This is a genomic window from Spirosoma soli (assembly GCF_042684525.1).
GTDB lineage: Bacteria > Bacteroidota > Bacteroidia > Cytophagales > Spirosomataceae > Spirosoma > Spirosoma soli.
This window is the reverse complement of sequence record NZ_JBHULN010000012.1, coordinates 62597-85273: the sequence shown is the minus strand read 5'-3', so window position 1 is coordinate 85273 and position 22677 is coordinate 62597. Positions and strand designations below refer to the sequence as shown.

16 protein-coding genes are annotated in these 22677 nt (G+C 52.3%); 5 read left to right on the top strand and 11 right to left on the bottom strand.

Annotated features, from left to right (window positions below):
* Positions 1–10: 10 nt before the first annotated feature.
* The 4 genes from ACFSUS_RS18795 to ACFSUS_RS18780 all read right to left on the bottom strand — a co-directional run bounded on the left by ACFSUS_RS18795 (position 11) and on the right by ACFSUS_RS18780 (position 6330).
* The gene (locus ACFSUS_RS18795) at positions 11–3331 is read right to left on the bottom strand and encodes a TonB-dependent receptor (protein ID WP_381525276.1); all 3321 of its coding nucleotides are present in this window, start codon (positions 3329–3331) and stop codon (positions 11–13) included.
* A 173-nt stretch (positions 3332–3504) separates the two neighbouring features.
* Positions 3505–4626, bottom strand: a complete 1122-nt coding sequence (locus ACFSUS_RS18790; RefSeq protein ID WP_381525275.1) for a FecR family protein — start codon at positions 4624–4626, stop codon at positions 3505–3507.
* A gap of 79 nt (positions 4627–4705) precedes the next feature.
* Complete coding sequence (locus ACFSUS_RS18785; RefSeq protein ID WP_381525274.1) at positions 4706–5350, bottom strand: RNA polymerase sigma factor; 645 nt, start codon at positions 5348–5350, stop codon at positions 4706–4708.
* Between the two features lie 107 nt (positions 5351–5457).
* Positions 5458–6330 (bottom strand): AraC family transcriptional regulator, encoded by an 873-nt coding sequence (locus tag ACFSUS_RS18780; protein WP_381525273.1) that lies wholly within the window; start codon positions 6328–6330, stop codon positions 5458–5460.
* Positions 6331–6480: 150 nt separating this feature from the next.
* Here ACFSUS_RS18780 and fucP point away from each other — a divergent pair, with 150 nt between their 5' ends.
* From fucP to ACFSUS_RS18755, 5 genes are all read left to right on the top strand, one after another.
* Positions 6481–7734, top strand: coding sequence for an L-fucose:H+ symporter permease (gene fucP, locus ACFSUS_RS18775; protein ID WP_381525272.1), 1254 nt, complete (start codon positions 6481–6483; stop codon positions 7732–7734).
* A gap of 115 nt (positions 7735–7849) precedes the next feature.
* On the top strand, positions 7850–8638 hold the full coding sequence (locus tag ACFSUS_RS18770; RefSeq protein ID WP_381525271.1) for an L-fucose dehydrogenase: 789 nt from the start codon (positions 7850–7852) through the stop codon (positions 8636–8638).
* Positions 8639–8644: 6 nt separating this feature from the next.
* Positions 8645–9661 (top strand): zinc-binding alcohol dehydrogenase family protein, encoded by a 1017-nt coding sequence (locus ACFSUS_RS18765; RefSeq protein ID WP_381525361.1) that lies wholly within the window; start codon positions 8645–8647, stop codon positions 9659–9661.
* Positions 9662–9741: 80 nt separating this feature from the next.
* Entirely contained in the window at positions 9742–11889 is a 2148-nt protein-coding gene (locus ACFSUS_RS18760; protein ID WP_381525270.1) for a glycoside hydrolase family 31 protein, read from the top strand.
* 68 nt (positions 11890–11957) lie between these two features.
* Positions 11958–12461, top strand: a complete 504-nt coding sequence (locus ACFSUS_RS18755) for a GNAT family N-acetyltransferase (RefSeq protein ID WP_381525269.1) — start codon at positions 11958–11960, stop codon at positions 12459–12461.
* On the opposite strand, the gene ACFSUS_RS18750 is transcribed toward ACFSUS_RS18755, so the two are convergent.
* The 7 genes from ACFSUS_RS18750 to ACFSUS_RS18720 all read right to left on the bottom strand — a co-directional run bounded on the left by ACFSUS_RS18750 (position 12462) and on the right by ACFSUS_RS18720 (position 22600).
* Entirely contained in the window at positions 12462–12941 is a 480-nt protein-coding gene (locus tag ACFSUS_RS18750; RefSeq protein ID WP_381525268.1) for a VOC family protein, read from the bottom strand. It lies immediately after the preceding gene.
* A 99-nt stretch (positions 12942–13040) separates the two neighbouring features.
* Entirely contained in the window at positions 13041–13931 is an 891-nt protein-coding gene (locus ACFSUS_RS18745; RefSeq protein ID WP_381525267.1) for a DUF6597 domain-containing transcriptional factor, read from the bottom strand.
* 34 nt (positions 13932–13965) lie between these two features.
* Positions 13966–14325 (bottom strand): nuclear transport factor 2 family protein, encoded by a 360-nt coding sequence (locus ACFSUS_RS18740; protein WP_381525266.1) that lies wholly within the window; start codon positions 14323–14325, stop codon positions 13966–13968.
* A 731-nt stretch (positions 14326–15056) separates the two neighbouring features.
* Positions 15057–17342, bottom strand: coding sequence for a catalase/peroxidase HPI (gene katG, locus ACFSUS_RS18735; protein WP_381525265.1), 2286 nt, complete (start codon positions 17340–17342; stop codon positions 15057–15059).
* A 491-nt stretch (positions 17343–17833) separates the two neighbouring features.
* Complete coding sequence (locus ACFSUS_RS18730; protein ID WP_381525264.1) at positions 17834–19027, bottom strand: acetate/propionate family kinase; 1194 nt, start codon at positions 19025–19027, stop codon at positions 17834–17836.
* 104 nt (positions 19028–19131) lie between these two features.
* Positions 19132–21225 (bottom strand): phosphate acetyltransferase, encoded by a 2094-nt coding sequence (gene pta / locus ACFSUS_RS18725; protein WP_381525263.1) that lies wholly within the window; start codon positions 21223–21225, stop codon positions 19132–19134.
* A gap of 475 nt (positions 21226–21700) precedes the next feature.
* Positions 21701–22600, bottom strand: coding sequence for a helix-turn-helix transcriptional regulator (locus ACFSUS_RS18720; RefSeq protein ID WP_381525262.1), 900 nt, complete (start codon positions 22598–22600; stop codon positions 21701–21703).
* Positions 22601–22677: the final 77 nt, after the last annotated feature.

The window sequence follows — 22677 nt, the reverse complement described above, 5'->3', positions numbered from 1 at the left end:
ACGGGTCGGATTAAAATTTAATACTAATACCACCTAACAGTGTACGGTTCATAACAGCAGCAGCGAAACTGCTCTGATCGGCAATTTCGGGATCCCAGCCAGCGTACTTGGTGAAGACGAATGGATTTTGGGCGGTGAAGTAAACCCGGGCGGTCTGCATCTTCAGGCGACTTAACAGGTCTTTTGGAAGCGTGTACCCCAGAGTGATGTAGCCAATTTTGACAAATGAGGTATTCTGGAAGCGAACCACGTTTTTATACGGTCCGGCGTTGCCGGGCTGGAACCAGGTATTAATGGGATTCGTGGGTGTCCAATAATCAATCTTCAGTCCATTGAAGCGGGCGGGCAGCTCGTCCTGCCCGAAGGCAAATTCATTGTGAAACACACTGAACATCTGGAGGTTCTGGCGCGTGTAGGCGAAGACAGCAAAGTCAAAGTTCCTGTACGTGAAATTATTGGTGATACCGCCGGTGAGCGTGGGCAAGGGCGAACCGATAATCTGCCGGTCAGCGGATGTGATTTTGCCGTCGCCATTCAGGTCTTTCACTTTGATCTGCCCCGGTTTCTGGCCGAACGTTTTTGCCTGATCTGCTTCGCTGGTCTGCCAGATGCCATCCCAGACGTAATCGTAGTTTACATTGACGGGTTGACCGATGAACCAGCCATTTCCTATGTCGTCTTTCGAGTCGCCATACAGTTGCTGAATCGCGTTCTTGTTATGGGCCAGGTTGAGGGTCGTTCGCCACTGAAACGACGGAGTTTTGACATTGACGGTGTTTAAGCTGACTTCTATACCGGTATTTTGAACCGATCCGATATTTTGCACCACTGACGTGTAACCCGTTATGGCGGGTAACTGCCGCGTCAGAATCAGCCCGTCGCTGACCCGCCGGTAAACATCAACGCTACCCGAAATGCGGCTGTTGAAAAAGCCGTAGTCGACGCCCAGGTTTAGTTCTTTCGTGGTTTCCCAGGTCAGGTTCTGATTGGCCAGATTGTTTACGGTTGAGGCTGGGGCGACATCGTTCCCAAAGGCGTAAAAACCGGCACCAACGCCAGCCTGTGAGCTGTAGGCGTTGATGTTGTTGTTGCCTGCCTGCCCATAACTAAGCCTCAACTTCAAATCGTTGACGGCCGTATTCTTTAAAAAGGCTTCGTCGTTGAGCCGCCAGGCAAAAGCCGCAGAGGGGAAGAACTTCCATTGCTTACCCGCAGCCAGTTTCGATGAGCCATCGTAGCGCCCCGTTACGGTAAACAGGTATTTGTCCTTAAAGGCGTAGTTCACCCGCCCGACAAAAGCAGCTAACTGCTCCTGCACGAAATAGGTTGATGGGACTTGCACATTCTTACCCGCTCCAACGTTGTAAAAGGAGTACGCATCAGTAGCGAAATCTCGAACCTGAAGAGCGCTGCCATCGCTACGCGACGACCAGAGCGACGATATTAAACTCGCTTTGATGTTGTGGATACCGCCAATCGTTTTTTCGAGATTGACGATGTTGTCCCAGGTATAGGCCAGTCGGTTGTTGCTGTTGTATTGGGCCAGCGTCCGGGCGGTTTGGCCAATGGAGTTCTTCGTGTAAACGCCATCGTACTGACCAAAGCGGTTGAACTCAATATCCGGCGCAATACTCGTTCGGAATTCGACACCCTGAACCGGATTAATCTTCAGGTACAAACTGCCGAAATACTTTAAATACCGGGTTTCGCGGTTTTCGTTTTCAGGCTCAAAGAGAGGGTTAGTAATCTGCGTTTCGCGGGCCGATGGAAAGAATTGAAGCTGCCCGTTGGCATCATAAACGCTACCCGTTGGGCGTAAGCGGTAAGCCGACCGGAGGGCTTCGTTACTACCATCATTCCGGATTTCGTAGGACGCATAGCCGCTATGACCGATCTCCAGCCATGACGTAAGCGATTTGCTGATGCTGGCCCGTAGGTTGTACCGCTTGTAGTTTTCGTTCGAGATGGTGCCCTGATCGGACGTAAAGCCTCCGCCAAAGCTATAGAGTAACCCACCATCGCCACCTCCACTGACACCCAGCGTATGGTTTGTGAGTAACCCCGACGAAAGCAGCAGGCGGGGCCAATCGGCATATTGCTTGTTTTGAATATTCGTCAGCTCGTTGGGACTGAACATCTGATCCAGGGGTAGGTCAGGCTTGCCAACGCCCACGGCTGCATCTTTGGCAAACTGCACGAATTCGTCGCCGGTGAACATGCGAGGCAGATTGGTCGGTGATCGTGAGCCGACGTACGCATCATATTGAACCTGCGCTTTCCCGGCCTTTCCGCGGACGGTCGAGACAATCACGACGCCATTCGCTCCGCGTGAGCCGTAAATAGCCGTGGCCGAAGCGTCTTTCAGGATATCGATCTTCTGGATATCGGCCGGGTTGATGTTGGTGATGTCATTGACAAAGATACCATCCACCACAAACAGTGGGCTGGAGCCACGCCCAATCGAGTTAAAGCCCCGAATCTGCACCTGGAAACCCCCGCCCGGTTTGTTGGAGGTGTTTCGGATGTCGACCCCAGCCGCCTGCCCTTGTAAGGCCTGGTACGGATTGGTCCGGGTCGTTTCGCGAAGTTTGTCGTTATCCACCGAATTCACGGCTCCGGTCAGGTCGCGTTTGGCAACGGTGCCATAACCCACCACAACCACTTCGTTTAGTCCCTTTACGTCGGCTTTCAACGAGACGTTGATCTCCGTGCGATTACCTACGGGAATTTCCTGCGACTCGTAACCCACAAAGCTGAACACCAGCACTGCATCTGCATTGGGCACCACCAGCTGGTAATCGCCATCGGCGTTGGTGGTAGTGCCTTTGGTGGTGCCTTTGATCAGGATGCTCACCCCCGGCAGGCCTTCTCCGTTATCAGATGAGGTAATACGTCCTTTGACGGACTGATCGACCGCTGCCTGGGCATTGTCAACCGTTGACGTTGGGGCCGTTGGTGCAGGGATTGGCTTCAGCCTGGTCAACACGATCTGACGACCTGACACATTATAAGTCAGCTGACTCGGTCGAAGGGCCATGGAAAGCACTTCTTCTACCGTTTTTTCGTTGACCAATACCGTAACTGGCTGGCTTTGCTGAATTAAATCAGCCCGGTACAGAAACTTAACGTTTGCTTGTTTCTCAATCGCCTGAAGTACTTTCTTGAGGCTCTGATCCCGCAGTTGCAGGGATACTTTTCGCTGGAGCAGTTCCTGCGCTTTGCTATCATGAGCCAGCGCGAAACTGCTACCCAGAATAATTAACAGCAAATGGCAGATAGATATGCGCATAGCCTTAACTACGAGTGAATCGTAGAGGAGAGGTTTTTTCATACATTTACTCGGTTTTTGTTTTTCAGGAACAGGAAGATGAAAACAACTCCGCTTTGTCCCCGGCAAGGGACGAAACGCACGACGGCAATCGTGGTGGAGCAGGTAATTCAAGTCGGCTATGTTAGCGCATGGCCGACTTTTTTGTGCTTAGGAGCAGGTTCTTATCATACCGGTTAGGGGTTAGGTGAAGAATTGGTATCATTGGCACAACCTTTTGCCGAGATGACGATCTGTGTGCCAATTATTTCATACTGCGCATCCAGGCTCTGGCATACCAGTCGTATTTTATCGAACAACGATTCGTCGGTGAGCGAGGCCGTCAGGCGACAGTCTGCCAGTAAGGCTTTATCGTAGACAATGTCGACACCATATGCTTTTTCGAGGGCATTAAAGATGAGCGGTGCCGGTGTCTCGTCATACTCAAAGGAAGGAATGGCGCTGGGTTCGACAAGTAGCTTGGGCTGAGTAACCAGCGATGGCGCCAGCTGACCATTCGTCCGGTCGAACGTAGCCTGCTGATTGGGCTTAAGGACAACCCCGTCTTTAGCGCCAAACGGCGCTTGAGGTGCGCCTTCCGGATCACTCTGTCTAAACACCCAGACCTTCCCGGTTTTGACCTCGACCGTAATCTGACTGGCTTTTTCGTCGGCTCGTATGGTAAAGCTTGTCCCCAAGACTTTCGTTACCAGCTCATTGGTGTGGACCAGAAACGGCTGCTGCGGGTTTTTCGCAATATCAAAAAACGCCTGCCCCGACAGGTATACTTCCCGCTGGGCCGCCTGCCGAAACGTTGGCGGGAAACTAAGCCGACTGCCGGGATCAACCCGTACGGTACTGCCATCGGCTAGCCGGACAAGCTGCGGCTGGTTCGTTTGGTTGTTAACCTCCCGAAGTGCCTGTTCTGACTGGCTCACCAACTGCTGGTACGTAACCGTTTGGGGCTGCCGCTGCTGAAACCAAAGGCGACCGCCGACAATAAGCACAGCGACAACGGAGGCAGCCGCAGCCCAGTAGGTCCAGGTGGGTAACCGACGTAGCGGCCGCACGACTGGTTCTTGAACCGCAGCCTCGATCTGCGTCCACATTTGGCTTACTTGATCAGCATGGGGCTGAACAACGGGTAAGCCAGCCGCTGCCTGGATCAGTGCTCGTGCCTGCTCGGCCAGGATGCGTTTTTCCGGATGCTGGCTGAAGAAATCGCCCCAGTACGTACTGTTGTGCCCTGTCTTCACCCAGTCCGTGAAGCGGTCGTCCAGCAGGAAATCCGTTAGTTCGTTGTAGTCGTGCGGCATCATCAAAGGATTGTGTCATCGAACCTTTGATAGTACCAAAGCGAGAAATTTTATTTTTAACTCACTTCTCTCTGAAAATAAATCATCTTATTGTGCAATGCACCTGAGAGAGTAGCAGCAGAAGGAGTGGTAAGCCAAATGATTCCCGCATTTTTTTGATGGCCCGCTGAATGAGATTACGTACCGACTGCTCATTCATCTGCATGATGGTGGCTACTTCTTCCCACGAAAAATTGTCGAAAAAGCGGAGCCGGATGGCTTCGTACTGGCGGGGTGGAAGCTGCACTAATAGTTGCTGCAATCTCTGTAAATCAACTTCCTGCTGCTCCTGAAGAATGTAGTCGGTCTCACCCGAAGGCACAAACAGCGAAGCGATCGTCGACTTTTCGTCAAGCATTGACAGGCGGTCGTTGTCGGCATCTATCGTGAGGTGGATGCGTCGGCGCAGAGAGCGGAAGAGATAAAACTTTACGGATGTCGTTTCAGACAGGTTTTCCCGAAGCCGCCACAAATCAATATATAATTCCTGAATCGCATCCTGAACGATGTCGGCATCGGCCACAAAATGATAGCCATAGTTATACAGCACACCAACGTAGCGCTGGTATAGCGTAGAAAACGCGTCTCGATCACCTTTCCGGAGGTTGTTCCACAAAAGGCTATCGTCAGGATGCTGCTTAGGTGCTTTCACGAATGTAGCCTGCGCACTATGGATTGCATTGGTCAAAGTTAGAAAGGTTGTGGTATTTTTTTTAGGTTATAAAGGCTTTATCTATGTGTATTTATACTCAGTTGCCCGTGCATCGGTAGCCACTCGGTTGTCTGGCTATCTAATTAAGGCGTTTCACTGGCGTATTCTCGCTGGTAGATTTGCGGGCTTTTTCCTGTGATGTCTTTGAACCGCTGATGAAAGCAACTGGCGTTGTTGAAGCCGCTCTCGAAACAAATCTGCTTAATACCAACCCGGTTCTCGATAAGGAGTTTGCAAGCGGCTCCAACACGAATTTCCGTCAGAAACTGGGAATACGTCTTGCCTGTTCTGGATTTAAAATATCGACAGAAGGAGTTGGGCACTAACCCGGCTACTGATGCAATTTCTTCTAACGTAATGCGCTGGTTAAAATGACGTAAGGTATAGTCATAAATGGCATTGACGCGCTCATTCTCCGACTCCGACAAATCGTACTGAAAACCGATCGACGACAAAACGATTACCTCGTTCGACTGGGCAATGGCCAGCAAACAGTCCATTAGGTTCATGATGCGGTGAGGGCCTTCGGCATGGCGTAACTTTTCCATCCGCTCGGCTACGTATGCGTTTAGCGTTCCTGTTAATAGCAGGCCACTTCGCGCTCTGTCGAGAGCAAGTCTAAGGGGTTTGTTTTCGGGCAGGCTAAGAAACCGATCACCCCAGAAGTTCTCCATGAAGTGAACGACCGTCGCATATGGAAGATGTTGCTCGTCGGAGAAATAGCTATCGTCGTACCGCCAGTAGTGCGGCAGATTAGCCCCTACCAGTACAATATCACCCGGGCCAAACCGCTTGATGTTATCGCCCACAAACTGAGTACCCATCCCCCGGTGAAACTGAATTAACTCTACTTCGGCATGGTAGTGCCAGCGGTTGTTAATGTTCGGTACCCGCTCCTGACGCATACTGAACGAATGTGATGGCTCTGTGGGGACTTTTAGCAGATGAGGTTTCATGTCAGAAAATATTCATGAAATATAGCACTGCGCATTTTTTGATGTTAATATCCCTTACTATTTAGATAATTTATCACGTTATCCTTATAAATAAATACTATTCCTTTGCATTATTCAATTTACGGCCCTGCCTTTTAACTGATACGTCTAATGTCTGACCGCAAAACCCGTCTGGCTGTCATTCTCATTACCTCGCTGTTTTTCCTGTGGGGATTTGCGCTTAATCTGAACCCTATCCTAATTCCACACCTCAAGAAAGCCTGTCAGCTGAGCGATTTCCAATCGGCATTAATCGACTCAGCGTCGTACGTCGCTTATTTTCTCATTGCCTTGCCCGCCGGTGTGTTCATGAAGCGGTTTGGGTACAAGGCGGGTATTACACTTGGGCTAATCCTGTTTGCGTTTGGTACCTTTCTGTTTTACCCGGCGGCCGAACTGCGGATGTTCAGCTTTTTTCTGGTTGCCCTCTTCATCATTGCCAGCGGCCTGACCCTGCTCGAAACGGCCGCTAATCCCTACATTACCGTATTGGGCGATGCCGAAACGGCAACCCAGCGGTTAAACTTCGCCCAGTCGTTCAATGGGCTGGCGGCTTTTCTGGCCCCCTTGATGGGGGGCGTATTTATCCTGTCGGGTAAAAACCTTTCGGAGCAGGAGCAGCAAAGCATGTCGCCCCGGCAACTGAATGCCTACCTGGCTGAGGAAGCGGCTTCCGTCGAAATTCCGTTTTTGCTGATTGGTCTTACCGTGCTGCTGGTAGCGGTCCTGATCTGGCGAACGAAACTTCCTGAAATTGTTGAAGAAGCCGACACACCCCAACAGGCCAGCGGCTCAGTGCTGGGCGAAAAGAACCTCGTTCTCGGCGTCCTCGCCCCGTTCTTCTACGTTGGGGCGCAGGTATGCGTCAGTAGTTTCTTTATCCGGTTTGCGGGTAAGGTAGCGGACATCGACGAGAAAATGGCGGCCTATTACCTGTCCGGCGCCTTACTGGCGTTCATGATCGGGCGCTTTTTTGGAACCTACCTGATGCGGTTTATCGCACCACCCCGACTCCTGGCGATCTACAGCCTAATCAATTTTGTGCTGCTGATAGTAGCCGTGCTGTCCAGTGGTATGTTCCCCGTATATGCGCTGGTTGGGGTCGAGTTTTTTATGTCGATTATGTTTCCAACCATATTCGCGCTCAGCATCAGAGGGCTGGGGCCAAAGACCAAGATTGGTTCCTCGCTGGTCATTATGGCGATTGTTAGCGGGGCAATCTTCCCGGTTATTATGGGGCAAATCTCTGATCTGTCCACGATCCAGACGGCCTACATCGTACCAGCCGCCTGCTTTCTGATTGTTTTTTACTTTGCAATAAAGAATAGCGCGGTTAAAGTTGTCAAACTTGCCGTTTCGCATTAAAATGAGTTTTCAGTTTTTGAGTTTGTAGTTTACAGTACGGTTCAACGCCGGAACTGACGTCAGGGTGCATGTCAACTATGCAGTCCAGGGCTTTCAAAAAATTATAAATGCGCACATGGATTTACAACTTAAAGACAAAGTAATCATCGTGACTGGCGGTGCCCGGGGCATTGGCGAGGGTATTGTGAAAGTACTGGCGGCAGAAGGCGCCATTCCAGTGATCATTGGCCGTACTGAGTCGCATAACCAGGCTACGGTGGCGGCCGTTGAGGCTACCGGCGGTCGGGCATTCCAGGTTGTAGCCGAATTGAGTAAGCCGGAGGAGTCGGAGAAGGCGGTCAACGCAGTGCTTGCGCAGTTCGGCCGGATCGATGGACTGGTCAATAACGCCGGAGAAAACGACGGGGTTGGTCTGGAGTCGGGGGATTACGAACGGTTCATGGCCTCGCTGCACAAGAATGTCGTGCATTACTATCTCATGGCACACTACGCTCTGCCTGCGCTCAAAGAATCGAAAGGAGCTATTGTGAACATCAGTTCGAAAACCGCCGAAACCGGACAGGGCGGTACATCCGCCTACGCAGCGGCTAATGGTGGTCGGAATGCCCTCACCCGCGAGTGGGCCGTGGAACTGCTCAAATACGGCATTCGGGTGAATGCCATCATCGTGGCCGAATGCTGGACGCCCCTGTACGAACGCTGGATTCAGACATTGCCCAACCCGGAAGAAAAACTCGCGTCGATCACGGCCAACATCCCGCTGGAGCACCGGATGACGACCGCCGAGGAGATTGCCAACACAACCGCGTTTCTATTGTCCCGGCGGTCGAGCCACACGACCGGCCAACTGCTTTACGTCGACGGCGGCTACGTTCACTTAGACCGGGCGCTGGCCAAAGCCTGATCAATGATGAACGTATTAGTGTGCACGACGCCCGGCCAGTTCGCTTATCAGCAGGCTGCTAAGCCCACGTTAACGCCCGGACAGGCCATTCTGAAAATAAAGCAGATCGGCATCTGCGGCACCGATTTACACGCCTTCGAGGGGACGCAGCCGTATTTTTCATACCCTCGCATTCTGGGACACGAACTGGCTACGGAAGTAGTCGAAGCTGACGGAGCCCCCGATTTTCAGCCGGGCGAGGCCGTTACGTTTATTCCGTATTTCAACTGTAGTCATTGCATTGCCTGCCGCTCGGGTAAGCCGAATTGCTGCGTGAATATGCAGGTCGCTGGCGTACATGTGGATGGCGGCATGGTCGAATACCTGTCAGTGCCGTCGCAATCGCTGGTGCATGGCGAAGGCTTGAGTTACGACGAACTGGCCCTCGTGGAGCCGCTGGCCATTGGCGCCCACGGTGTTCGACGAGCCGATGTGCAGCCGGGTGAGTTTGTGCTGGTCGTGGGAGCCGGACCGATTGGATTAGGCATCATGGAGTTTGCCCGCATTGCCGGTGCCAATGTCATCGCGCTCGATCTGAACGAAAGCCGACTGGCTTTCTGCCGCGAAAAACTGAATGTTCCGCACACGATCAACGCATCGGCTCCCGACGTGCTGGAACAGTTAAAAACGATAACCAATGGCGATATGCCTACCGTTGTTATTGATGCGACCGGCAGCCTGCGGGCCATCAATACGGCTTTCGCGTATCTGGCGCATGGCGGGCGGTACGTGCTGGTCGGCTTGCAGAAAGGCGACATCAGCTTCAGCCACCCCGAGTTTCACAAGCGTGAAGCCACGCTGATGAGCAGCCGAAACGCCACCCGCGCCGACTTCGAGCAGGTTATTTCCAGCATGAAAAAGGGGGTAGTGAACCCGACAACCTACATCACCCACCGCGTTGGCTTTGGTCAGGTAGGCGATGAATTTGCCAGTTGGCTCGACCCGGTCAATGGTGTGATTAAGGCCATGGTGACGATGGATTAGTTTGTGTTTTTGTCATGCTGACGAAGGAAGCATCTTCGCTAAAAGTACTCTAGGCTACCGAAGATGCTTCCTTCGTCAGCATGACAAAATATATATACTTGAAAACGCTATTCCTACTCTTCTCATCGGTCTATTTCGTCACGGCACAGCCTGTCGTCTGGACATCCGTACAACCCGGCGTCTGGAAAGCTGCCGTGGGCAAACCCGAAGCCTATAACCTGCTCACCGCCAGCGGCACCAGACCCAATGCGTCGGCGCTGGTAAAACTAGGCCAAACGCCTTTCCCGCTGCCGCAAACCGGCATTACGGCGCGGGTCGTGGATGGAAAAACGTACCTACGTTTTCCGCTCAACCGTACGGAACAACTCTACGGCTTCGGCCTGAACTTCCAGACGGTTCATCAGCGCGGCCGAATCCTGAACCTGCACGTTGACCATTTCCGAGGTTCTGACAACGGCCGAACGCATTCGCCAACGCCGTTTTATATCTCCTCCAATGGCTACGGTGTTTTCATCAACTCCGCTCGTTACCTGACCGTTTACGCGGGTACGGCCGTTCGCAAGGACAGCTCCGACCCGCCCGTGTCGCAGGATCGAAACACGGACAAATCGTGGGACAGCAGCCCTTATTCGGATGCCGTCGAAATACTGGTGCCTGCGGCTGGCGTGGAGCTGTACGTGTTTGGCGGACCGAAACCGCTGGATGTTGTCCGGCGGTATAACTTGTTCAACGGCGGGGGCTGTCTGCCGCCCCGCTGGGGACTGGGGTTTCAGCAGCGGGTAAAAACGCTCTACACCTCTGATCAGGTGGAGGCCGAAGCCGAACAGTTCGAGCAGAAAGGCTTTCCACTCGACGTGATCGGCCTGGAACCGGGCTGGCAAAGCAAGTCGTATCCCTGCACCTTTGAGTGGGACAAAACCCGCTACCCAGACCCCAAAGGCTTTTTGCAGACGATGCTCAGCAAAGGCATTCGGGCCAACCTCTGGCTTAATCCATACGTCGCACCGTCGGCATCCATCTTCAAAGCCATCCAACCGTTCACTGCGTCGCACACCGTCTGGACGGGGCAAATTCCCGATTTCACCCAACCCCAGGCACAGCAGATTTTCTTCGGCCAGTTGGCGAAAGACGGCGTAAACCTCGGCGTGAGCGGCTACAAGATTGACGAGGTAGATGGTTATGATTCGTGGCTCTGGCCCGACGTCGCCACGTTTCCATCGGGTCACGCGGCTGAGCAGATGCGGCAAACCTATGGGCTGCTGTTGCAGCGGTACAGCACCGACATGTACCGGAAGCAGAACAAACGGACGTTTGGGCTCATTCGGGCGTCGAATGGGGGCGGCTCCTCGTTTCCGTACGTGATTTACAACGACTACTACAAACACGAAGACTTTATTACGGCGCTCATCAACAGCAGTTTTGCCGGGGTACTGTGGACACCGGAAGTGCGTTCGTCGGACACCAGCGAAGAGTGGCTGCGTCGAATTCAGACAGTTGTTTTTTCGCCGTTAGCGATGATCAACGCCTGGGATAGCGGTACGAAACCCTGGTCGTTTGACGATGTGAGCAAGGCGGTGCAGGACATGGCCCTGTTACGGATGCAGATGATGCCGTACTGGTACAGCGAATTTGCGAAATACCACTTCGAGGGCACGCCCCCGTTCCGGGCCATGAACCTGGAAGAAGGGTTTACGTCCGAAGTGAAAAGTGAAGTGGTGGTCACCAGTCTGGAGAAAAATCCCTATGCCGAAGCTGTCCGGAAGGAGATCAAAGATCAGTACATGGCGGGCGAGTACCTGCTGGTGGCTCCTTTGTTCAAAGGCCAGAAAAGCCGTACGGTAACCCTGCCAACGGGCAACTGGTATGACTTTTACACCGGCGAGCTGGTCGGCAATGGTCAGCAGATTACCGCGTCGCCGGGGCTGGATCGTATTCCGGTCTACGTTAAAGATGGCGGCATTATTCCGATGATGCCGCCACGGCTCCACACCCCCAAAGCGGCTGAGGTTGTGCCGATTGAGGTGCGGTATTACGGCAGCAAACCGGGTACCTACCGGCTTTATGACGATGATGGCGAGACGTTTGCCTACGAAAAAGGGCAGTACAGCTTTCGCGAAATCCGCATAACGAAGCAACCGAACGGCCAGATCAACGGTACGATTTCGGCCCCTGAATCCGGTAAGCCTAACAGCGTAGGAGCGGTTACGTTCCGGCAGATGACGAAGTAAAGAAAAGGCCACAGCAACGCCTGTTTACGGGTAAATCTCAACGTTTAAGACAGTACGACTAAGCAGCTATGACCGTTCTGGAGACCAAACGCCTGCGACTCTCTCAGCTTTCTGTTGACCAGGCTCCTTTTATCCTTGAATTGCTGAATACGCCCTCGTGGTTAGCCTACATCGGCGATCGGGGCGTTCGAACGCTGGACGATGCCCGCAACTACCTGCTGAATGGCCCCATCGCGAGTTACAATCGGTTTGGTTTTGGCCTGTATCTGGTAACGCTGATCGATACCGACGTACCCATTGGCCTCTGTGGACTGCTCCAGCGGGAGACCCTGGACCATCCGGACATTGGGTTCGCCTTTTTGCCCGACTATATGCACAAAGGCTATGGGTTTGAAGCCGCATCGGCGGTGATGACCTATGCCCGGACCACATTGGGCGTTGGCGGTATTATGGCGATCACGGTCACCCACAACGAGAACTCGATTAAGTTGCTGAAAAAGTTAGGCTTCCACTTTGAGCGGCTAATTACCTTCGCTCCTGGCACTGAAGAGCTTATGTTATTTGTCAATTGATTAATTATTGCCATTTTGGGGCGGGGCATACGTAACCAGATCAATGCCGATGCCGTTGGGGTCTTCGATGGCAAAATGCCGGTCGCCCCAGGGTTCGGTGCGCAACTCAATTTTGATTAGAGTTCCTTTCTGCTTCAGCTCCTGATACAGTTTGTCGACGTCGTCTACTTCAATCGTCAGGTACATGCCCTGACCCGTGAACGGCTTCTGAAACAGAGGTTGCTGGCTGGGGTGATTGGGTAGCAGGAAACTAAGCTCAGCCTGCTGGTTCGGCGTGTGCATGAGCAGGTAGAAATCGTTCTCGAAGGTCGTACCAAAGCCAAGAACAGCCGTATAGAACGCTTTGGTTTCTTTCAGTTTGGGGGTGACAATGCCCGCGTTAAGTTTCATGGTCGTCTGCTTTTTAGAAGAGTTTGTTACCTGGGCGGAAACGTCCAGCGTGATCAGTGATAGACAGAACAGAGCAAGGTGTTTTTTCATACCGAACCGGCGTTTTCTGGTGAACTGATGATACAAAAGTACCCACCGCAACCAGGCTAGTATTGTAAAAATTGGACAATCGATTGGGTAACAACAACCTCAGGGATGCTGTCCATCAGCTTGCGCAGCACTGCCGGGCGTCGCTTCGCCGGGCGTCGCTTCGCCGGACAGTACGCTGCCGGGCGTCTGGCCGTACAGCGTCTTGAACTCCTTGATGAAATGAGCCTGATCGTAATAGCCGAGGTCGTAAAAAACCTTGTTCTGTTGCAGGGCCTGCACCGACGGTTTGGCATTCAGGAGTTGCTGAAAACGCACAATCCGGCTGAATACCTTGGGCGTGTCGCCCACGTAGCGTTGAAACAGCCGACTCAACTGTCGGTGGCTGACGGCCGCATCCAGATCGCTCAGTACATTCAGTTGTCCGCCACCCGTCAGAATAGCGGCAATGGCGCCGAAGAGTCGCCGGTCGGGAGTCAGGCTGGCCGCGGTGAACCGGTCAATGAAATAGCCATCCAGCCGTGACTTGAGGCTTTCCAGGGTAGTATGGCCGCCAATCAGGTTGGTGAACGGTGCGGCTGCCGTGGGTACCACATCGCGGAAGGCTTCCACCCGATTGGTCAGTTCGGAAGCGTCGACGTGGTAAAGGAGGGGGAAAGCCGTGGGCAGAAACCGGACACCGACATAATTGAAAGGTCCGGCCAGGGGAAATTCGGTGTACGTAGTGGACAGACCCATGACGAAGACGTCGTCGGGGCTTATCAAATCGAAAAAGAGGTCGATGCAGCCATCGGCGACCACCCGGTACACGAAGGGCTGGGTCAGCGGCTGATGAGAAGCAAGCTGCCAGTAGCAATGAATCAACGGGGCCAGCCTGAGGTCGGGCTGCTGTTCCACGTAACGAACAACACCCGCGTCACCGCTCACCGTCGGCTGGAGCGGGGTAAACAGCTGGTGTATGGTATCGAGGTGTGGTGACGTGACTAAAGCCATGATCGTAACGCGAATGCTGGCCCCAACTCGAACACTATTTCTGGTCCGAACCTTCCAGCAGCGGTCGTGGGTCAAAAATAACCTTGAACGAGCTGATTTTGTCATTCTCTACCTGATACCAGCCACTGGCGAAAACAGTAATGTCTCCGCCCATCGCGATGTCATAAAACAGGCAGACGTCCTCGTTATCGGCGACTATTTTTTTGAGATCGTACTTTAATTTCATCTTTTTCATGTCGGCGAAATACGCATCGGCCCCGTCGCGGGTACCCAGTACGCCAACAAAAGAAAGATGGTCATGAACGTAGCGCCGGGCCGCATCGAAGTTTTCGTCGTTCAATGCGTTGATGAACGACAGTACGGTTTCCTTTGCTTTATCCTGTTGCTGTGCCATGTCTTTACTGTTTTAACGGGTTAAACTTTCCGAAAAATCCGTGCCTCCGTTATTATTAACGAAATGAAACAAAAGTCGGTTTGTCGGGTGAGTTTAACCTGTGAGGATCGTCACAAAGCAAACGGTAGCTGTCGGTTACGGTACGCCGTTAGGGGTCGGCCGAGGACATTCTCCTGAAAAGCAGCCAACTTCGGGGGACGACTCTAACTTCATAGACTTCCAGCCTTAGTGGACGTACCAACTTATGAGTTGACCAACCGATCGGTAGGCATTACAACGCGGTTGGTTCAGCCCGAGAAGGCTACTAGCTTGAAAGTACTATTCCTACTTTTTGCATCTGTAGTCTGGATATCCGTTCAATCGATGTGTGAGAGGCTGGAGCGTCTAGTTGCCATTCACTCGTACGGCAGGACCAAAATAAGCATAAATCCTGGGGCACGGGTCCATAGTCGGCCACGGTGGCAATCTTCCGGAACCCGGTAAGCCCAATAGCATGGGTACTGTTACGTTCACGCAGATGATAAAGTAAATTGGAGAGGTAGGCGGAGGTAACCCACTCTAACTAATTTGAACTGTTAGTTGTCTATTGTATTTGGTCCGGATACAGCGCCGTGTGACATCTCACCTAGAGTAATTCCGAACTCACGGTGTTTTGAGAAGCAGTAGACTGACCATAAAAAAGCCCGGCATCCGAAGATACTGGGCTTTTGATTTATAGTCCTTGAAGTGATTTACTTTAAGTCGAACCGGTCAAGATTCATCACTTTGTTCCAGGCGGCTACAAAGTCATGGACAAACTTCTCCTGCGAATCCGAACATCCGTACACTTCGGCAATGGCGCGCAACTCAGAGTTCGAACCAAAGATCAGGTCTACCCGAGTCGCGGCCCATTTGACTTCGCCGGTAACCCGGTCTTGGCCCACAAACTGGTCCTGCGCATCCGATGTAGCGCTCCATGTAGTGCGTAAGTCGAGCAGATTTACGAAGTAGTCGTTCGTCAGCACGCCAGGACGCTTGGTTAGCACACCATGAGAAGTACCGTTGTAGTTGGTGTTCAGCACGCGCATACCGCCTACCAGCGCGGTCATTTCAGGAACTGTCAGCGTCAGCAGCTGCGCTTTGTCGACCAGTAATGCTTCGGCTGATACGTTTTTGTATCGAGCCTTCATGTAGTTGCGGAAGCCATCGGCAATTGGCTCCAGAGCTGCAAACGAGTCTACATCCGTTTGTTCGGCTGAAGCATCGGCACGACCCGGCGTAAACGGAACCGTTACGTCGAGGCCAGCGTTCTTGGCGGCCTGTTCAATGGCGGCACAGCCACCCAGTACAATCAGGTCAGCCAGCGATACCTGCTTGCCGTCGGTCTGAATCGCGTCGAACTCAGACTTGATCGATTCGAGCGTGTCCAACACTTTGGCGAGCTGGGTCGGGTTATTCACCTCCCAGTACTTTTGCGGAGCCAGCCGGATGCGGGCACCATTGGCACCACCGCGCTTGTCGGAGCCCCGGAACGTAGAGGCCGACGCCCAGGCCGTCGATACCAGTTGCGGAATGGTCAGGCCAGAAGCCAGAATGTTGGCTTTCAGCGCAGCAACATCGGCATCGTCAATCTGCTTGTACGTAACGGCCGGAATTGGGTCTTGCCAAATCAGTTCTTCAGCGGGTACTTCAGATCCCAGGTAGCGGACACGTGGGCCCATGTCGCGGTGCGTCAGTTTGAACCACGCCCGTGCGAAGGCATCCGCAAACTGGTCGGGATTGTCTAAAAAGCGCCGTGAGATTTTCTCGTAGGCTGGATCTACCCGTAGGGCAATATCGGTGGTCAGCATCGTTGGCGCATGACGCAATGCAGGGTCGTGGGCATCAGGTACGGTACCGGCCCCGGCCCCATCTTTCGGTTTCCACTGGAATGCACCAGCGGGGCTCTTGGTCAACTCCCACTCAAAACCGAAGAGGTTCTCGAAGTAGTTGTTGCTCCACTGAGTTGGCGTGGTGGTCCAGGCACCTTCGAGACCGCTGGTAATGGTGTGTACACCATGCCCTTTGCCAAACGTGTTCTTCCAGCCCAGGCTTAACTCTTCAATGCTGGCGCCAGCCGGTTCTTTGCCAACGTGTTCGCTAGGGTCGGCGGCACCGTGGGTTTTACCGAAACTGTGCCCTCCTGCAATCAGGGCCACGGTTTCTTCGTCGTTCATCGCCATCCGGCCGAAGGTCTCCCGAATGTCACGGGCAGACGCCAGTGGGTCTGGATTACCGTTGGGTCCTTCTGGATTTACGTAGATTAAACCCATCTGAACAGCGCCCAGCGGATGCTCCAGATCACGGTCGCCTTCGTAACGATTATCACCGAGCCATTCGGTTTCAGATCCCCAGTAAACGTCCTCCTGCGGCTCCCAGAGATCTTCGCGACCGCCAGCAAAACCAAACGTCTTAAAGCCCATCGACTCCAGAGCGCAGTTACCGGCCAGAATCATCAGGTCAGCCCACGACAGTTTACGGCCATATTTCTGCTTAACAGGCCACAGGAGCAAACGCGCCTTGTCCAGGTTCGCATTGTCGGGCCAACTGTTGAGCGGAGCAAAACGCTGCATGCCAGCTCCTGCACCACCCCGACCATCGCCAATGCGGTAGGTACCGGCACTGTGCCAGGCCATCCGGATGAAAAATGGGCCATAGTGACCATAATCAGCAGGCCACCACTCCTGCGAAGTAGTCATCAGGTTGTAGATGTCCTCCTTAACAGCTTTCAGATCCAGGCTTTTGAACTCCTCCGCGTAATTAAACGACTCGTCCATCGGATTGGACAGTGCCGAGTGCTGGCGCAAGATGCTCAGGTTTAACTGGTTGGGCCACCAGTCGCGGTTCCGGGTACCACCCCCCGCTACGTGGTTCAATCGGCTACTCATGAAGGGGCATTGGGCGGCACTGGGATCATTAACATCGAGGGCAGCGTGGTGTCCGTTGTGGCCATTAGTACCATTGACCTGGTAACTTTTTGCAGTTTCTGACGGGCTCATATGCTTATTGTTTTTAAGTCTTGCCGTCCTGACCAGCCATAAAGCCAGACATGCTGGAAAATGACTAACCGTCCGGAAGGCAAAACGTTGTGATTGTGAATGATATCAGTGCAAATCTGTTGCTTCTAAACTTATAGAGCAAATTAATATTTTCTATAATGTCATTCAAAATATCTATATAGTAGATTGAGGCTCTAAACAGGCTGACAATCAAGTCGACGGCTACAACACTCGTCCGGGTTTATTTGCGCCGAAACCTCAGAACATTGGCCCACAATTCATTTGAATGTAGTTGGAAAAGAGCCGGGAGATGCAAAGAGTAAAGCGTCGCTGAGATTGATAATCGAAGCCTCACTTGTTTGCAGAGGGTAAAGAGTAAACCTGACTCAGGCGTCAGTGTGGTGCCTAATGCACTTGTGAAGCCGTGTTTAGCCGGTCGATTTTATGAGCAAACGTGAGTGTTGCTGGCAGCATTACGCCTGCCAATTACGTTATTTCCCTTGTAGTAGATCATAAGTCTGTTGCGCAATCTCCAGTTCTTCGTTGGTGGGTATGATAAAAATGCGAACGGGTGAATCTGGTGCGTTGACCGCTCGAAGGCCGCGGTCCGGCGAGCGGTTTTTTTCAGAATCCAGGGAGATATTCAGGAAGGTAAGCTGAGTACAGATCATTTCGCGCAATGTTGCATCGTTTTCCCCGATCCCGGCCGTAAAGATGATTGCATCCAATCCGTTCAGGATGGCCGCGTAGGCACCAACGTACTTTTTGACCCGGTAGGCATAGATTTCATAAGCAAGCGCTGCCGTCTGATCGCCGGCTTCCATGGCTTTTCGAATGTCGCGCATGTCGCTGAAGCCGGTAAGGCCCTGCATCCCCGACTTCTTATTGAGTAGATTGTTCACATCGTCGGGGCTGTATCCGCGGCTCAGTAAATGAAAAATGACCGATGGATCTATATCGCCCGACCGCGTACCCATAACCAGGCCGCTCAACGGACTGAAGCCCATACTGGTGTCGATTGATTTTCCTTTATCAACGGCAGTGATGCTGCTTCCGTTGCCCAGGTGAATACTAATCAGTTTGGCATCTGGCTTTTCTAACCAGGCTATCGCTTTCTTACTGACGTATCGGTGGCTGGTGCCGTGAAAGCCGTATACCCGAATGGCCTCCTGGTGGTATAACTCTTGGGGCAAGGCGTATCGGAAGGCGTATTCGGGCATCGTCTGGTGAAAGGCGGTATCAAAAATCGCAATCTGCTTAGCTTTGGGAAAGGTCTGTTCTGCTATTTCGATGCACTGATAGTTGATGGGATTATGTAAAGGAGCCAGCGGGAAAAGGGCTTTTATCGTCTCTTTGACAGCGGGTGTAATAAGCGTAGCACTCGCGAAGCTTTCGCCACCGTGCACAACCCGGTGCCCGATGGCGTCGATGGCATCGGGCGTACTAACAACTCCCGTAACGGGATCGGCCAGCAACTCAAGCACCTGTCGAAGGCCAACATCGTGATCGGCAATGACCTCGTTCCGTTCAATGAGTTGCGCAGGCGCCTGAATCTGATGACGAATGAAAGAACCTTCCGTGCCAATTCGCTCGATTTGCCCCGTACACAGGGGGATATCGGAAGGCATGTTGAAGAGCTGATATTTTAACGAACTACTTCCCGAATTGATAACCAGTATGTGCATAAAGTGATGGTCATTAATCGTCACCTGCTGCGCGTCATTCGTAGTCAGTAATCGCTAAGCAACAAATGACCTTCAATGACTGCGAATGACAAGAAATCACTAGTTTAAAAATCCTGACATTGAATAGCGGTGATGACAACTGTATTGAAAATATCATCTACCGTACAGCCCCGGCTCAGGTCGTTGATCGGCTTGTTGAGGCCCTGTAACATTGGGCCAATGGCTAATGCCCCGGTTTCCCGCTGCACGGCTTTGTAGGTGTTGTTGCCCGTATTCAAATCCGGGAAAATTAGCACGCTTGCCCGGCCCGCTACGTCTGAATTCGGCAGTTTCTGGCTACCAACCGAAGGGTCAACGGCCGCGTCGTACTGAATAGGGCCCTCTATTTTCAGATCCGGTCGTTTCTGACGAACGATAGCCGTAGCCTGCCGAACCTTTTCCACATCTTCGCCCTCGCCTGACGTACCCGACGAGTACGACAACATCGCGATACGGGGTTCAATGCCAAAACGGGCGCTGCTCTCCGCCGACGAAATGGCAATTTCGGCCAGTTGCTCAGCCGTTGGATTCGCGTTAACGGCGCAGTCGCCGAACACCGATACGCGCTCGGGCAGGCACATAAAGAAAACCGACGAAACCAGCGAAACACCCGGCTTGGTTTTAATGAATTGCAACGCGGGGCGGATGGTATGCTGCGTCGTGTGAACCGCTCCTGACACCATGCCGTCGGCGTGTCCTTTGTAGACCATCATGGTACCAAAGTAAGACACGTCCAGCAGCATGTCCTTTGCCATGTCGAGAGTCACATTTTTGGCTTTCCGCAACTCGTGTAGCGTTTCGGCGTACGACTCGTAATTGTCGGCAGTAGCCGGATTCACGATGCTCACCGCGGTGGTATCTAAGTTCAGCCCTAGCCGCCGGATGGAAGCCATAACCTCCGCCGGATCGCCCAGGATAGTCAGATCGACAACGTCCTGCGCAATCAGACGGGCGGCTGCTTTCAGGATGCGATCATCGTTACCTTCGGGCAAAACAATGTGTTTTTTCTGACTCTTGGCGGCTTTGAAAAGCTGGTACTGAAACATGTGAGGAGTTATACCCTCGGGCCTGAACGTAATGATCTTGTCGTCCAGCGCTTTTGTATCCACGTATCGCTCAAACACGTCAATGGCCAACTCGATCTTCTTTTTATTGTCGGCCGTTATGCGGGAGTGGATGGCTCCAATGGTCGTTGTCGTCTCGAACGTACCTTTTTGTACTGTCAGGATAGGAATAACCGTCTGCAACCCTTCGATCAGGCGGGTTACGGGTTCGTCGGGTACGGTTCCTGCCGTCAGTACGATTCCCGCTACTTTCGGATAGTTGGCCGATAGGTTTGCCTGCAAAGCCCCGATGATGATGTCGCCCCGGTCGCCCGGTGTTACGATCAGCACGTTCTCTTTGATATAATTGAGGAAGTTGGGCAGCATCATCGCGCCGGTTACGAAATTGTCGACCTGGTTGGTCAGCAACTCTTCGCCAATGAGCAAGGTAGCATCCAGCCCATCCTTTATTTCTTTCATGGTGGGGCTTTGCAACCCTTTTTCCCACGGAATGACGGTTACCATGATTTCGGCGGGTAACTGCATTTTCAGTAGCTCCCGGACATCGTCTACCTGCTCCGCTTTAACCCGGTTCGCAACGATGCCCAATACCTGTACTTCCCGGGTTTCGAAGCCTTGCAAGGCGCTCAAGGCTGTACTGACAATCTGAGCCGTCGACCGCCCTTCCCCCGTGATAACGATAAGTACGGGTACCCCCAGGTTTTTGGCAATGTCAGCATTCGACTCAAATTCAAACGCGATACCCTCGCCCAGAAAATCGCTGCCTTCAATGACCGTAAAGTCATGGCTTTCTTCCTGCTTTTTGTACTTACTGATGATTGTACTGAGCATCTCCCCCCGGCCTTCCGACTCCATATGTTGCAAGACCTCCTGACGATTGAAGGCATAGGTGTCCTCGTAACTGATGGGCAAGGCAAAATAATCGAGGATGGCTTCAATGTGAATTTCTTTGCGACCGGGTTGCTGCTGAGTGATAATGGGCTTGAAGTAGCCGATTTTCTTTGTTTTACCCAGTAGCATATTGACCAGCCCCAGCGCGATTAGCGATTTGCCCGTATAGGGTTCCACCGAAGCGATATAGATTGCTTTTGTCATCCGGTAATTACTGAATTTTTTGGCCGTAACGGACCAATATCCAACTCTCTTATTTTACGAACCACTTTATGGAGCATCTGGTTACGTTTGGTCGTAGGGAAAAAGAGTAAATTTCCTTTGTGGCCCGACACGGAGTCAGTATCAGACCTTTACTGTTTGCCAATACAACCAGCTGAGTGTAGCCGAGAGGAAAGTAAATGTTGTAGCGGCCAATCGCTCGGGATAAACCTGACATCAACCGAAATAATTAGTTTTAGCTGCTATTCAGCTAGTTATATATTCGGCTAACGTAAAACAGAACGCTGTGTGAGCACATACTTGATTAGCCAGGAGCCAGCCCCAGGCGATTACTATGGTGTGATTTATAAGGGCAGCTTAATTATTCCGGTGCTGATAATTACGGCTGTGCTGGCAACCGCTAGCTGATGGTTTCTCCGCAAACGCCGGTGATTATCATTTGCTTAACTCAAAACGATCAGGCGCTAGGTGCCGTACTCTTGCGGTATTGTGAGGGCGACAGTTCGACTTTCTGCTTGAAGATTTTGGAGAAGTGAAAGTCTGATTCAAACCCTAGCTGAGTGGCAATATGGCCGACCGGTAAATCCGTCTCCCGAAGCAGTTGCATAGCTCGCTTGATGCGCAGATTCAGGTGATACTGCCCCGGCGAGGTGCCCACAATTCGTTTGAACTCCTTCCGAAACCAGACGTAGCTCACGTTCATGTCCTGGGCTAGTTGCTCAAGGTCTAGTTCCCGTTCTTCGTATTCGTGCATTTTGAACCGGGCCTGATGAATAAGCTGATGCCGTCGGCTTTGTTCCGGACTCGTCATGATTGCCGATGCATACACTAGTGCCAATACCTGAATCGTCAGACACGATGATAAAGGCCCGGTTGAGTCAGAGTCAAATCGTACGGTATCGACCAAGTGCGTCAGGATGTGCAGCAACTCGCTGTTGAAACCAATCCGAATGAGCGGACTATCGGGTTGGAAACAGGCCTGCTGGGTCAGATAGTCGGCATAGGGTCCTTTGAAACCTACCCAAAATTCTTCCCAGCCGGTTTGCTCGGCGGGGCGATAGCGGTGCCAGATGCCTGGAAAGAGTAAAAACGCCGTACCCGCTTCGATAAGCGTTGGTTTCATGCCCTCGGCTTCAAAAATACCCTGCCCCCGCGAGATGTAAACTAATTGGAATTCTTCAAGCACCCGTCCCTCTTCCCAATCGAAGACGTAATCGCCGGGGTGTTGATAATCGGGATAACGAACGCCCGGTGGATGAACATTATGCCCTACGTTCAACACCACAACGCCCCAGCTTGGCTTGTGCAGCGCTTCCTCAACGACTACTTTCTGGTAGTATTTGCGAAATAATGTCATGGTGTATCAAATACGACAAATTAAAAATCAAAAATGATTGATAAAGATAATAAGTGACTCCATTTATTTGCACTATT